This is a genomic window from Streptococcus mitis subsp. hohhotensis (assembly GCF_000722775.1).
GTDB classification, from domain to species: Bacteria; Bacillota; Bacilli; order Lactobacillales; family Streptococcaceae; genus Streptococcus; species Streptococcus carlssonii.
On the sequence record NZ_JPFZ01000009.1, the window covers coordinates 217007 to 229316 of the forward strand.

Below are 12310 nucleotides of genomic sequence, written 5' to 3' on the forward strand. Positions count from 1 at the left end.
TTTTTCTTAATTATTGAACCATTTAGACCGAGATAGAGACCAGATAGGCAAAAGAACTTGTTCTTGAAGTTGACCTCTGCTATAATGATTTTTGTAAGGGACGTGAGGCGTCACTATCAGATAACTCAAGTTCATAAAAAAGAAATCGGAGATAAAGAAATGAAAAAATTATTGGGGATTGTATTTTTAGTAGCAGCAGCGACAGTAGTGTATTTTGGTTCTGTTGGCTGGCCAAGTTTGGACATTAACCTTTGGTCATTGATTCCGGTAGGCTTGTTCCTCTTTTTCACTCTAGAGAATCTTTTGAAAAAGGATTACAAGGCTAGTCTGATGTGTTTCATTATTGCCTTTATCATCGCAAATGCAATTTTGGACCTGTTGCCAATTTCAAGTGGCTTGGTGATTGGAGCAGGTGTGCTAGCTTGCATTGGTATTGGATTTATCTTTCCTGATAAAGAAGGGAAATAATACTCTTCGAAAATCTCTTCAAACCACATCTGATTCCATCTGCAACCTCAAAACAGTGTTTTGAGCTGACTTCGTCAGTTCTATCTACAACCTAAAAGCAGTGCTTTTAGCAACCTGTGACTAGCTTCCTAGTTTGCTTTTTGATTTTCATTGAGTATAAGAATTATTAAAAAAGATATAAAGAAAAAACACTTCAATCATTGTATTTTAGTTTGATTGAGGTGTTTTCGATTTAGTTTTTTATTTCTGGGCCATCAATTCAACAATCATCTCGATATACATGACAAGGGTTAATAAGAATCCTGCACGCCAGAAGAATTTGATGAATTTAGGATAGTAAAAGCTACGTTTTTTCAAAAGAAAGAAAAAAACGAGAATAATGGCTAGGAGTGAGAGGGCTAGTCCTAGTCTAGGGAGAAAATTATGGGTAAAGGTTTTAGCTGTGATTAGGTAGTACTCAAATATCAAGACTGGAAAAGCCAAATCCGCAAAGTTTCGTCCTAGTTTTTTTAATCTAAAAAGTTTGGTTATGATAATGCAGACTACTAAAGTCAGTATCAATAATAAAATAGATGCTAATTTCATTAAAATCATACCCATATTGTATCATAAAAAAAGGCTAATGGAAACGAGAAACAGAGGAATTTATAGGAAAGTCAGGCTTTTGAGATTGTGGGTGATTTTTGTTATAATGAAAGTTATGAAATCTTATAATACCTTGAATGATTATTATCGAAAACTCTTTGGAGAAAAGACCTTTAAAGTCCCTATTGATGCGGGGTTTGACTGTCCCAATCGTGATGGAACTGTAGCTCATGGGGGCTGTACTTTTTGTACGGTTTCTGGTTCTGGAGATGCCATTGTGGCACCGGATGCGCCTATCCGTGAGCAATTTTATAAGGAAATTGACTTCATGCATCGTAAGTGGCCAGATGTGCAGAAGTATCTGGTTTATTTTCAAAATTTTACCAACACCCATGAAAAGGTGGAAGTCATCCGAGAGCGCTATGAGCAGGCTATCAATGAGCCAGGTGTAGTAGGAATCAATATCGGAACGCGACCAGACTGTTTGCCAGACGAAACCATCGAATATTTGGCTGAGTTATCGGAGCGCATGCATGTGACGGTTGAATTGGGCTTGCAGACCACTTATGAAACAACCTCTTACCTGATTAACCGCGCCCATTCTTATGAATTGTACGTGGAAACGGTCAAACGTTTGAGAAAGTATCCCAAGATTGAGATTGTTTCCCATCTGATCAATGGCTTGCCTGGTGAAACCCATGAGATGATGGTTGAAAATGTCCGTCGCTGTGTTACGGATAATGATATTCAAGGGATTAAACTGCACTTGCTTCACCTAATGACCAATACGCGTATGCAACGAGATTACCATGAAGGACGCTTGCAGTTGATGAGCCAGGACGAATATGTTAAGGTCATCTGTGATCAACTGGAAATCATTCCTAAACGTATTGTCATCCATCGAATCACAGGAGATGCACCTAGAGATATGCTGATTGGGCCTATGTGGAGCCTCAATAAATGGGAAGTCCTCAACAGCATTGAGATGGAAATGCGACGTCGTGGAAGTGTTCAAGGATGCAAGACTGTAAAACAGGAGTTTAAAAATGAAAAGACCACTTGAGATGGCACATGATTTTTTAGCTGAGGTAGTGACAAAAGACGATATCGTAGTGGATGCGACTATGGGAAATGGCCATGACACGCTTTTTCTGGCCAAGCTAGCCAAGCACGTCTATGCCTTTGATATCCAGGAGCAAGCCTTGGAAAAGACCCAAGAGCGTTTGCATCAGGCTGGCCTGACAAATGCCCAGTTAATCTTGCAAGGCCATGAGACACTGGCCCAGTTTGTGACAGAAGCCAAGGCAGGGATTTTTAATCTGGGCTATCTGCCATCAGCTGATAAGTCAGTCATTACCCGACCACAGACGACGATTGAAGCATTAGAAAAGCTGTGTCATTTGCTTGTCAAAGGGGGACGGATTGCTATCATGATCTACTACGGTCATAATGGAGGAGATCTCGAGAGGGATGCTGTCTTGGATTTTGTGAGCCAGTTGAACCAACAAGAGTACACAGCTGCCATTTACCGAACGCTTAATCAAGTTAACAACCCACCATTTTTAGTAATGATTGAAAAATTAGAGAGATATAGACATGGATAAACAATACCTACGTGAAAAGCTGGATGCCATGCGCCAGAATTTTGTCGAATCAACCCACCACGAACGAGCGGTGGGTGTGTTAGACCAAGCACATATGAGCAAAAAAATGCTTAAAATCAAGAAAAAATTAGTTGCTCTTGAAATGGAACGGTGCCAGAGAAAAATTGAGCACAAAGATTGTTCCAAGATTGACCAAAAAATCAAAGAGCAGAAGGAGATATTTGAATCCTGTTGTAAAAAAGATTAAGGAGGATGTGCGTGGAATTACTGATTTACCTAATCCTATTTTTACTGGTTTTGATTGTCTCAAGTACCACCAATAAGCTCCTACCCTTTTTGCCTCTCCCTTTGGTGCAGATTCTTTTGGGAATTGTGATTGGTCTCTTTTTACCCAATACTGACTTTCACCTCAATACAGAGTTGTTTTTGGCTCTGGTTATCGGGCCCTTGCTTTTCCGAGAGTCGGAAGAAGCGGATATTACGGCTATTTTAAAACACTGGCGAATCATTATTTACCTCATATTTCCAGTGATTTTTATCTCGACCCTGAGTTTAGGTGGCTTGGCCCATCTTCTTTGGTTCAGCCTCCCCTTGGCGGCTTGCTTGGCTGTTGGGGCAGCCCTTGGACCTACGGATTTGGTGGCCTTTGCCTCTCTTTCAGAGCGCTTTAGCTTTCCTAAGCGCGTGTCCAATATCCTTAAGGGTGAAGGACTCTTGAATGATGCATCTGGTTTGGTTGCCTTTCAGGTGGCCTTGACAGCCTGGACAACTGGAGCCTTTTCCCTTAGGCAAGCGAGTAGTTCGCTCATCTTTTCAATCCTAGGCGGTTTTTTGATTGGCATTTTAACAGCCATGACTAACCGTTTCCTACATAGCTTCTTGCTGAGTGTGAGAGCAACGGATATTGCCAGCGAACTTTTATTAGAATTGAGTTTGCCTCTGGTGACCTTTTTCCTGGCAGAAGAAGTCCATGTTTCAGGGATTATTGCCGTTGTAGTTGCTGGGATTTTAAAGGCAAGCCGTTTTAAGAAAATCACGCTCCTCGAAGCCCAAGTGGATACGGTGACTGAGACGGTCTGGCATACAGTAAACTTTATGCTCAACGGTTCTGTCTTTGTGATTTTAGGGATGGAGCTGGAAATGATAGCAGAGCCTATCTTAACCAATCCAATCTATAATCTCTTACTTTTATTGGGATCTCTTATAGCCCTTACCTTTGTCCTCTTTGCTATTCGTTTTGTCATGATTTATGGCTATTATGCCTATAGGACTAGACGTCTCAAGAAAAAGCTAAATAAGTATATGAAGGACATGCTTCTTTTGACCTTTTCAGGTGTCAAGGGAACGGTGTCGATTGCTACAATCCTTCTGATACCAAGTAATCTAGAACAGAAGTATCCTCTCTTGCTTTTCCTTGTTGCAGGTGTGACGCTTGTAAGCTTTTTAACAGGCCTCGTGGTCTTGCCTCATCTTTCTGACGAACAGGAAGAAAGCAAGGACTATCTCATGCATATCGCCATTTTGAATGAAGTAACGATAGAGTTGGAAAAAGAGTTGGAAGATACCAGAAATAAACTTCCCCTCTATGCGGCTATTGACAATTACCATGGACGAATAGAGAACCTTATCCTGAGTCAAGAAAATAAGGGGGCTCAAGAAGACTGGGAGGCCTTAAAACTTCTCATCCTCAGTATTGAAAGTGATGGTTTAGAACAGGCTTACGAAGAGGACAAGATGAGTGAGCGTGCCTATCGAGTCTACCAACGTTATTTGAAAAACATGGAACAAAGTATCAATCGTAAGTTTGCGTCACGATTGACCTATTATTTCCTTGTTTCCTTGCGGATTTTACGTTTTCTCCTTCACGAAGTCTTTACCTTAGGCAAGACCTTCCGTAGTTGGAAAAATGAAGAATCACAGAAACTTAGAGCCCTTGACTATGACCAAATTGCAGAGCTCTATCTAGAAAATACAGAGATGATTATCGAAAGTCTGGAGAATCTAAAAGGGGTTTACAAGAGTTCTTTAATCAGCTTCATGCAGGATTCTCGTCTCCGAGAAACAGCTATCATCACCAGTGGTGCCTTTGTCGAACGGGTTATCAATCGCGTCAAGCCCAACAATATCGATGAAATGCTGAGAGGCTATTATCTAGAGCGCAAGTTGATATTCGAATATGAAGAAAAACGATTGATTACGACCAAGTATGCCAAGAAGTTACGACAAAATGTCAATAACTTAGAGAACTATTCCTTGAAGGAAGCTGCCAATACCTTACCTTATGATATGGTGGAATTGGTAAGAAGAAATTAGTTAATACTCTTCGAAAATCTCTTCAAACCACGTCAGCTTTATCTGCAACCTCAAAGCTGTGCTTTGAGCAACCTGCGGCTAGCTTCCTAGTTTGCTCTTTGATTTTCATTGAGTATAAGATTGTAAGTGAAGGAGTGTGACATGAAGAAGTGGTGGAAAGAGCTGACAGACAAGCCTTTAGTAAAAGCTTTTTTGCATTATTATCAAGCATCAGATAGTGAGTTGACCAGTGTCGCAGTAGCCTACTATTGGTTGATTTCGATTTTCCCCCTGCTTTTGGTGGTGGTCAATATCCTACCTTATTTTCAGATTCCAGTTTCTAATTTTTTAAAGGTTGTCAATGAATTTTTGCCCGATACCATGTATGATGTGGTTGCAAAGATTATTACAGAAGTACTGACCCAACCGTCAACGGGTTTATTGAGTTTTGCGGTTTTATCAGCCCTTTGGACCTTTTCAAAATCTATGAATTTTCTACAGAAAGCCTTTAATAAAGCTTACGGAGTAGCAAAAAATCGTGGGATGATTTCTCATCAACTCATGAGTTTGTTTGTCAGTTTTGGTCTGCAGATTCTCTTTGCCTTAGCTCTTTTTCTCAGTGTCTTTGGGCGAATGCTTCTCAACCTTATCAAGAGCTACTGGAAATCGGATAGTCCTCTCTTTGATTATCTGCAAGATTTAACAGGCCCCTTGGTCTATGCCTTGATTTTTGCTATCTTGGTCATGCTTTATTATTTTCTGCCCAATGTCAAGGTGCGACGGATTCAACATGTATTACCAGGTAGTGCCTTTGTCTTGTTGACTCTGGCCTTACTGCTCAATATCTTTTCAGTCTATGTTAACAATTATGTCAATCACCTAGTGGACGTGCGTTTTTTCAGTTCCGTCGTCGTGGTGGTCATGATGTTCTGGTTTATTCTCATCGCTAAGATTTTGATTGTCGGTGCGGTGATCAATGCCAGTGTCCAGAGTTTGAAAGATCCGAGCTTGAGAATAAATTAACTCATTTTTTATCCATTACAAAACGCATACTATCAAGGTTTTATGCCTGATAATATGCGTTTTTTTCATTATGAAATTAATAGATAAACATGGCATCGCCAAAACTAAAGAAGCGGTAGTGTTCTTGAATGGCATGGTGATAAGCATCTAAGACTAATTCGCGACCTGCAAAGGCAGAAACCAACATGACCAGAGTTGATTTTGGCAGGTGGAAGTTGGTTGAGAAGGCATCCACGACCTTCCATTCATAGCCAGGTTTGATAAAGATATTGGTCCAGCCAGAATCTGCTTGGATTTTCCCATTAAATTTGGAACCAATAGTCTCCAAGGTGCGGATAGAAGTGGTTCCGACAGCGATGACACGGCCTCCATTTTCCTTGACAGATCGAAGAGTGGTGGCAGCTTCCTCAGAAAGCTGGTAAAATTCTGAGTGCATTTCGTGTTCGTCCAGATTGTCAACTGAAACGGGTCTAAAGGTTCCGAGTCCGACATGAAGAGTCAGATAGACTAGATGAACACCCTTAGCTTGGATTTCTGCCAGCAGTTCTTTGGTGAAGTGCAATCCAGCAGTCGGTGCAGCAGCAGAGCCACTTTCCTTGGCGTAAACGGTTTGATAGCGTTCACGGTCATCTAGTTTTTCATGGATATAAGGTGGCAGAGGCATTTCTCCCAGACTTTCCAAGACTTCTAGGAAAATTCCTTGGTATTCAAAGCGGACAATGCGGCCCCCGTGGGTTAGTTCTTCTGTAACGACAGCGCTGAGGCGACCATCACCAAAGCTGACACGTGTACCAACCTTGAGGCGTTTGGCAGGTTTTGCCAGAACCTCCCACTCATCTCCGGCAGTATTTTTGAGCAGGAGAAGTTCCACATGGCCTCCAGTTTCTTCCTTTTGACCATAGAGGCGGGCAGGGAGAACTCGGGTGTCGTTCATGACAAGGGCATCACCAGGTTCCAGCATATCAATAATAGAGTGGAAGTGTTTATCCTGCATTTCTCCCGTCTCACGGTTGACAATGAGGAGTTTAGAGGCATCCCGTTTTTCAAGGGGTGTTTGGGCAATCAATTCTTCAGGCAAGTGGAAATCAAAATCAGCTGTATTCATATATCTGTTCATTCTTTCTAAGTTCTAATCCTATCCATTATAACATGTTTCAAGTTTGGACGCTCTTTTTTTAGAAATTAAATCGTTTTCACTTGACAAAAATTGGTCTATACCATATAATAAATATAGACAGAAATGGAGGATGAAAAGATGAAAGTCATTAAAGTTGAAAACCAAGTTGAAGGTGGAAAAGTTGCTTTTGAGATTTTGAAGGATAAATTGGCCAATGGAGCTCAAACCCTAGGGCTTGCGACAGGAAGTAGCCCACTTGAATTTTACAAGGAAATTGTTGAGAGTGACCTTGATTTTTCAAATCTAACAAGTGTCAACCTTGATGAGTATGTAGGCCTTGATGGCGACAATCCTCAGTCTTACCGTCACTTCATGCAAGAAAACTTGTTCAACCAAAAACCATTTAAAGAAAGTTTCTTGCCTCGTGGGGTTAAGGATCATGCTGAAGCTGAAGTTGAACGCTACAACCAAATTTTGGCTGACCATCCAGTTGATCTCCAGATCTTGGGAATCGGTCGCAATGGACATATTGGATTTAATGAACCTGGTACTCCATTTGACAGTCAAACGCATCTAGTCGAACTGGACCAGTCTACTATTGAAGCCAATGCTCGCTTCTTTGACAAGATTGAAGACGTCCCAACTCAAGCCATTTCAATGGGAATTAAAAACATTTTGGATGCCAAGTCAATTATTCTCTTTGCTTACGGTGAGTCGAAAGCAGAAGCCATTGCTGGAACAGTGTCTGGCCCGGTGACTGAGAATCTACCTGCAAGTAGCCTCCAAAATCACCCTGATGTGACTATTATTGCAGATGCTGAAGCGCTTAGCTTGTTAGAAAAATAAAAAGTATAAAAACCACTTGCTCTTTGGAGTGAGTGGTTTTTTACTTCAAATGTTCACTATCCTGCTAAAAGAAATTTTTCTGTAAATCCCCGTAACAGTTGTCGATATTTCATATAAAAAGGTATCCAATAGAAAATTATTAAATGTCTGTAAACTGTGATATAATTGCATTGACTATTTTTTATGATACTATACGATTTTTATTAAGACAGTCGATAGTTGTTGATGCTGGAAACCATGATATAACTGGCAATTCCTGACATGTGAAGAAAGGTTGAAATCCAGCCTGTTATATTTGGTAGAAGCATGGTGAGAGATAGAACGATTAAAAGGATATAAAATAGTTTTAATCCTAAATTGAAATTTTTCCATATACTAAACATATTCATCACCCCACCTGTTACAAAAGCATAGCCAATAGCAGAGATACCCGATGCCTGAATTTCTTGATTCTGTGTTAATATATGGAATACAATTGAAGATATTACCATAGAAGTAATAAAAACTAAAAATACATATTTTGATCCCCTTTTATACTCCAATAGCCCACCAAAAGGAAGTAACATTAAAGTATTTAAAACTAAATGAAACCATATAAACCATACTGGTGCTTCTTTACTTCCATGCATAAATGTACCACTAAAGTATTGCCAACAATAAATTGGCTTTGAATGAAATGCAAATAAGTCATACATTACACTTCCCCAAAAGGTAGTAAGAATTCCTAGCAATAAACAAATTACAACTAAAATACTGACCACAGGGTAAATTTTTATGATTCTTTTCATGTTATAGATTCACTTCTAAATAATACTAATTTTTGCTAATCAATATGTGTCACTATTATATCATTTCCATCTATAAATGTTAATCAATTTTAACAAGATTAACAACAAGATTAAAATTGAAGATAATCAAAATTAACCTGCATTTTTTCTTGACAATTATTCCTTTTACGTGTAAAATAGAATAGATCTTGAACTTGAAGGGAGTGAAAAAAATGTCTAAAACAGTAGTACGTAAGAATGAATCTCTTGACGACGCACTTCGTCGTTTCAAACGTGCGGTTACTAAAGCTGGTACTCTTCAAGAAACACGCAAACGTGAATTCTATGAAAAACCTTCTGTAAAACGTAAACGTAAATCAGAAGCAGCTCGTAAACGTAAAAAATTCTAATTAGAAATGAAAGGCTGGAGAAATCTAGTCCTTTTTCTTTTAATACTCTTCGAAAATCTCTTCAAACCACGTCAACGTCGCCTTGCCGTAGATATGGTTACTGACTTCGTCAGTTTCATCTACAACCTCAAAGCAGTGCTTTGAGCTGACTTCGTCAGTCTTATCTGCTACCTCAAAACAGTGTTTTGAGCAACCTATGGCTAGTTTCCAAGTTTGCTCTTTGATTTTCATTGAGTATAAATAAATACTCCAAAGCCTGCAAAAATCTGAAACTTCCTCCCACAATTTGATATAATAGTAAAAAGAACTCGATTGAAGGAGGAAATGATGTCGGTTTTAGTAAAAGAAGTGATTGAAAAGCTTAGACTAGACATTGTCTATGGCGAACCAGAATTGCTTGAAAAGGAAATCAATACAGCGGATATTACGCGACCTGGTCTTGAAATGACAGGCTATTTTGACTACTATACGCCAGAGCGGATTCAACTTTTGGGGATGAAGGAGTGGTCTTATCTGATCAGCATGCCTTCTAACAGCCGTTATGAAGTTTTGAAAAAAATGTTTCTACCTGAGACACCTGCGGTCATTGTTGCCCGTGGTTTGGTGGTTCCAGAGGAGATGTTAAAGGCAGCCAGAGAATGTAAGATTGCCATTTTAACCAGCCGTACGGCTACTAGTCGTTTGTCTGGAGAGTTATCTAGCTATCTGGATTCACGTTTAGCAGAACGGACCAGTGTGCATGGAGTCTTGATGGATATCTATGGGATGGGTGTCTTGATTCAGGGTGATAGTGGCATCGGTAAGAGTGAGACAGGTCTAGAGCTTGTCAAACGTGGTCACCGCTTAGTAGCTGATGACCGTGTCGATATCTTTGCCAAGGATGAGATTACTCTTTGGGGTGAACCAGCTGAGATCTTGAGACACCTGATTGAAATTCGTGGGGTTGGGATTATCGATGTCATGAGCCTCTACGGTGCGAGTGCTGTCAAGGATTCTTCACAAGTTCAGCTGGCTGTTTACTTGGAAAACTATGATACACATAAGACTTTTGATCGTCTTGGAAACAATGCAGAGGAAATAGAAATTTCTGGCGTAGCCATTCCTCGTATTCGTATTCCAGTTAAAACAGGTCGTAATATCTCTGTCGTGATTGAGGCTGCTGCCATGAATTATCGTGCCAAGGAAATGGGCTTTGATGCGACGCGTTTGTTCGAAGAACGTTTGACAAATCTTATTGCTCAAAACGAGGTGCCTAATGCTTGATCCAATTGCTATTCATCTAGGTCCTCTAGCCATTCGTTGGTATGCCTTGTGTATTGTGACAGGTTTGATTCTTGCGGTTTATTTGACCATGAAAGAAGCGCCTAGAAAGAAGATCATACCAGACGATATTTTAGATTTTATCTTGATAGCCTTTCCCTTGGCTATTTTAGGAGCCCGTCTCTACTATGTCATTTTCCGTTTTGATTATTATAGTCAGAATTTGGGAGAGATTTTTGCCATTTGGAATGGTGGTTTGGCCATTTACGGTGGTTTGATAACTGGGGCTATTGTGCTCTATATCTTTGCTGATCGTAAACTCATCAATACTTGGGATTTTCTAGATATTGCGGCACCTAGCGTCATGATTGCCCAAAGTTTGGGGCGCTGGGGCAATTTCTTTAACCAAGAAGCTTACGGTGCAGCAGTGGATAATCTGGATTATCTACCTGGTTTTATCCGTGACCAGATGTATATTGAAGGGAGCTACCGTCAACCGACCTTCCTTTATGAGTCCCTATGGAATCTACTTGGATTTGTCTTCATTTTGATATTCAGACGAAAATGGAAGAGTCTCAGACGAGGTCATATCACTGCTTTCTACTTGATTTGGTATGGTTTCGGTCGTATGGTCATCGAAGGCATGCGAACAGATAGCCTCATGTTCTTTGGCCTTCGAGTGTCCCAATGGCTATCAGTTGTCCTTATCGGACTGGGTATTTTTATCATTCTATATCAAAATCGAAAGAAGGCCCCTTACTACGTTACAGAGGAGGAAAACTAAATGTTAGAAGTTGCATATATTCTTGTAGCCCTTGCTTTGATTGTCTTTTTAGTCTATCTAATCATTACTGTACAAAAGCTTGGACGTGTTATCGATGAAACAGAGAAGACGATTAAAACCTTGACTTCAGATGTGGATGTGACCTTGCATCACACCAATGAATTGCTGGCTAAGGTCAATGTCTTGGCAGATGATATCAATGTCAAGATGGCAACGATTGATCCACTCTTTAGCGCTGTTGCAGATTTATCTCTAACTGTTTCAGACCTCAATGACCATGCGCGTGTCTTGAGCAAGAAAGCTTCCTCAGCTGGTTCAAAAACACTCAAGACTGGTGCAAGTTTGTCAGCTCTTCGTCTTGCAAGTAAATTTTTCAAAAAATAAAAAGGAGAATCCTTATGGGTAAACTATCCTCAATCCTTTTAGGAACCGTTTCAGGTGCAGCTCTTGCCTTGTTTTTAACAAGCGATAAGGGCAAACAAGTTTGCAGTCAGGCTCAAGATTTTCTAGATGATTTGAGAGAAGATCCGGAGTATGCCAAGGAGCAAGTCTGTGAAAAACTGACAGAAGTTAAGGAGCAGGCTACAGATTTTGTTCTGAAAACCAAAGAACAGGTTGAGGCAGGAGAAATCACTGTGGACAGTGTCCTTGCTCAAGCTAAGTCATGTGCCCGTCAAGCGACAGAAGCATCAAAAAATCAATTCAATAATCTCAAGGAGCAATGGCAAGAAAAGGCCGAAACTCTTGACCAATCAGAAGAAATTGTGATTGATATCAAAGAAGAAAAAATCTAGATTTGATGAGACTGGGCAAAAACTCAATTCTCGGAGAAAATGAAGTAGATTTTCCCACAATAAAACGCATAGTATCAAGGCTTTCAAGACCTGATATTATGCGTTTTTTGATTTTGAAAACTTTTTGACAAACCTTTTTTAAAACACATGAGTGTTATGATTTTTTATGGTATAATGGCAGTGTTGGAAGTGAAATATTTATACTCTTCGAAAATCTCTTCAAACCGCGTCAACGTCGCCTTGCTGTAGATATGGTTACTGATTTCATCAGTCTTATCTACAACCTCAAAACAGTGTTTTGAGCAGCCTGCGGCTAGCTTCCTAGTTTGCTCTTTGATTTTCATTGAGTATTACATTTTT

17 protein-coding genes are annotated in these 12310 nt (G+C 40.0%); 12 read left to right on the forward strand and 5 right to left on the reverse strand.

Annotated elements, in window-relative coordinates; genetic code table 11:
- The first annotated feature begins 159 nt into the window (after positions 1–159).
- Positions 160–468, forward strand: coding sequence for a hypothetical protein (locus tag SK608_RS03800; protein WP_033676721.1), 309 nt, complete (start codon positions 160–162; stop codon positions 466–468).
- Between the two features lie 240 nt (positions 469–708).
- On the opposite strand, the gene SK608_RS03805 is transcribed toward SK608_RS03800, so the two are convergent.
- Positions 709–1068, reverse strand: coding sequence for a DUF3397 family protein (locus SK608_RS03805; RefSeq protein ID WP_033676723.1), 360 nt, complete (start codon positions 1066–1068; stop codon positions 709–711).
- A 91-nt stretch (positions 1069–1159) separates the two neighbouring features.
- On the opposite strand from SK608_RS03805, the gene mnmL reads away from it, so the two are divergent.
- From mnmL to SK608_RS03830, 5 genes are all read left to right on the forward strand, one after another.
- Positions 1160–2116: a tRNA modification radical SAM protein MnmL/YtqA gene (gene mnmL / locus SK608_RS03810; RefSeq protein WP_033676725.1), complete on the forward strand. Its 957-nt coding sequence runs from the start codon at positions 1160–1162 to the stop codon at positions 2114–2116.
- A complete protein-coding gene (gene mnmM / locus SK608_RS03815; RefSeq protein ID WP_000828406.1) occupies positions 2100–2657 on the forward strand; it encodes a tRNA 5-(aminomethyl)-2-thiouridylate-methyltransferase MnmM in 558 nt (185 codons plus the stop codon). The genes mnmL and mnmM overlap by 17 nt, the downstream gene beginning before the upstream one ends.
- Positions 2650–2904 (forward strand): hypothetical protein, encoded by a 255-nt coding sequence (locus SK608_RS03820; protein WP_000361085.1) that lies wholly within the window; start codon positions 2650–2652, stop codon positions 2902–2904. The genes mnmM and SK608_RS03820 overlap by 8 nt, the downstream gene beginning before the upstream one ends.
- A gap of 11 nt (positions 2905–2915) precedes the next feature.
- Positions 2916–4970 (forward strand): cation:proton antiporter, encoded by a 2055-nt coding sequence (locus SK608_RS03825; RefSeq protein ID WP_033676728.1) that lies wholly within the window; start codon positions 2916–2918, stop codon positions 4968–4970.
- Positions 4971–5111: 141 nt separating this feature from the next.
- Positions 5112–5972 (forward strand): YihY/virulence factor BrkB family protein, encoded by an 861-nt coding sequence (locus tag SK608_RS03830; protein ID WP_033676730.1) that lies wholly within the window; start codon positions 5112–5114, stop codon positions 5970–5972.
- Positions 5973–6048: 76 nt separating this feature from the next.
- On the opposite strand, the gene queA is transcribed toward SK608_RS03830, so the two are convergent.
- Positions 6049–7077, reverse strand: coding sequence for a tRNA preQ1(34) S-adenosylmethionine ribosyltransferase-isomerase QueA (gene queA, locus SK608_RS03835; RefSeq protein ID WP_033676732.1), 1029 nt, complete (start codon positions 7075–7077; stop codon positions 6049–6051).
- 150 nt (positions 7078–7227) lie between these two features.
- Between queA and SK608_RS03840 the strand changes: the two genes are divergently transcribed.
- Positions 7228–7935 (forward strand): glucosamine-6-phosphate deaminase, encoded by a 708-nt coding sequence (locus SK608_RS03840; protein WP_033676735.1) that lies wholly within the window; start codon positions 7228–7230, stop codon positions 7933–7935.
- Between the two features lie 203 nt (positions 7936–8138).
- On the opposite strand, the gene SK608_RS03845 is transcribed toward SK608_RS03840, so the two are convergent.
- Positions 8139–8723 (reverse strand): rhomboid family intramembrane serine protease, encoded by a 585-nt coding sequence (locus SK608_RS03845; RefSeq protein WP_023945626.1) that lies wholly within the window; start codon positions 8721–8723, stop codon positions 8139–8141.
- 212 nt (positions 8724–8935) lie between these two features.
- Here SK608_RS03845 and rpsU point away from each other — a divergent pair, with 212 nt between their 5' ends.
- A complete protein-coding gene (rpsU, locus tag SK608_RS03850) occupies positions 8936–9112 on the forward strand; it encodes a 30S ribosomal protein S21 (RefSeq protein ID WP_000048054.1) in 177 nt (58 codons plus the stop codon).
- 39 nt (positions 9113–9151) lie between these two features.
- On the opposite strand, the gene SK608_RS11650 is transcribed toward rpsU, so the two are convergent.
- Positions 9152–9343: a hypothetical protein gene (locus SK608_RS11650; RefSeq protein ID WP_033676739.1), complete on the reverse strand. Its 192-nt coding sequence runs from the start codon at positions 9341–9343 to the stop codon at positions 9152–9154.
- A gap of 96 nt (positions 9344–9439) precedes the next feature.
- Here SK608_RS11650 and hprK point away from each other — a divergent pair, with 96 nt between their 5' ends.
- The 4 genes from hprK to SK608_RS03875 are packed head-to-tail and all read left to right on the forward strand — an operon-like array spanning position 9440 to position 11950.
- Positions 9440–10375, forward strand: coding sequence for an HPr(Ser) kinase/phosphatase (gene hprK / locus SK608_RS03860; protein ID WP_033676741.1), 936 nt, complete (start codon positions 9440–9442; stop codon positions 10373–10375).
- On the forward strand, positions 10368–11156 hold the full coding sequence (gene lgt, locus SK608_RS03865; RefSeq protein ID WP_033676743.1) for a prolipoprotein diacylglyceryl transferase: 789 nt from the start codon (positions 10368–10370) through the stop codon (positions 11154–11156). Before hprK ends, lgt begins: the two co-directional genes overlap by 8 nt.
- A complete protein-coding gene (locus SK608_RS03870) occupies positions 11157–11540 on the forward strand; it encodes a DUF948 domain-containing protein (protein ID WP_033676745.1) in 384 nt (127 codons plus the stop codon).
- Between the two features lie 14 nt (positions 11541–11554).
- A complete protein-coding gene (locus tag SK608_RS03875; protein ID WP_033676747.1) occupies positions 11555–11950 on the forward strand; it encodes a YtxH domain-containing protein in 396 nt (131 codons plus the stop codon).
- A 164-nt stretch (positions 11951–12114) separates the two neighbouring features.
- Here the strand turns inward: SK608_RS03875 and SK608_RS11655 are convergent, their stop codons facing one another.
- Positions 12115–12294, reverse strand: coding sequence for a hypothetical protein (locus tag SK608_RS11655; protein ID WP_033676749.1), 180 nt, complete (start codon positions 12292–12294; stop codon positions 12115–12117).
- Positions 12295–12310: the final 16 nt, after the last annotated feature.

Coding starts and splice junctions, on each gene's coding strand:
- SK608_RS03800 (WP_033676721.1), top strand. CDS start 160: ATGAAAAAATTATTGGGGATTGTATTTTTAGTAGCAGCAGCGACAGTA.
- SK608_RS03805 (WP_033676723.1), bottom strand. CDS start 1,068: ATGGGTATGATTTTAATGAAATTAGCATCTATTTTATTATTGATACTG.
- mnmL (WP_033676725.1), top strand. CDS start 1,160: ATGAAAGTTATGAAATCTTATAATACCTTGAATGATTATTATCGAAAA.
- mnmM (WP_000828406.1), top strand. CDS start 2,100: ATGAAAAGACCACTTGAGATGGCACATGATTTTTTAGCTGAGGTAGTG.
- SK608_RS03820 (WP_000361085.1), top strand. CDS start 2,650: ATGGATAAACAATACCTACGTGAAAAGCTGGATGCCATGCGCCAGAAT.
- SK608_RS03830 (WP_033676730.1), top strand. CDS start 5,112: ATGAAGAAGTGGTGGAAAGAGCTGACAGACAAGCCTTTAGTAAAAGCT.
- queA (WP_033676732.1), bottom strand. CDS start 7,077: ATGAATACAGCTGATTTTGATTTCCACTTGCCTGAAGAATTGATTGCC.
- SK608_RS03840 (WP_033676735.1), top strand. CDS start 7,228: ATGAAAGTCATTAAAGTTGAAAACCAAGTTGAAGGTGGAAAAGTTGCT.
- SK608_RS03845 (WP_023945626.1), bottom strand. CDS start 8,723: ATGAAAAGAATCATAAAAATTTACCCTGTGGTCAGTATTTTAGTTGTA.
- rpsU (WP_000048054.1), top strand. CDS start 8,936: ATGTCTAAAACAGTAGTACGTAAGAATGAATCTCTTGACGACGCACTT.
- SK608_RS11650 (WP_033676739.1), bottom strand. CDS start 9,343: ATGAAAATCAAAGAGCAAACTTGGAAACTAGCCATAGGTTGCTCAAAA.
- hprK (WP_033676741.1), top strand. CDS start 9,440: ATGTCGGTTTTAGTAAAAGAAGTGATTGAAAAGCTTAGACTAGACATT.
- lgt (WP_033676743.1), top strand. CDS start 10,368: ATGCTTGATCCAATTGCTATTCATCTAGGTCCTCTAGCCATTCGTTGG.
- SK608_RS03870 (WP_033676745.1), top strand. CDS start 11,157: ATGTTAGAAGTTGCATATATTCTTGTAGCCCTTGCTTTGATTGTCTTT.
- SK608_RS03875 (WP_033676747.1), top strand. CDS start 11,555: ATGGGTAAACTATCCTCAATCCTTTTAGGAACCGTTTCAGGTGCAGCT.
- SK608_RS11655 (WP_033676749.1), bottom strand. CDS start 12,294: ATGAAAATCAAAGAGCAAACTAGGAAGCTAGCCGCAGGCTGCTCAAAA.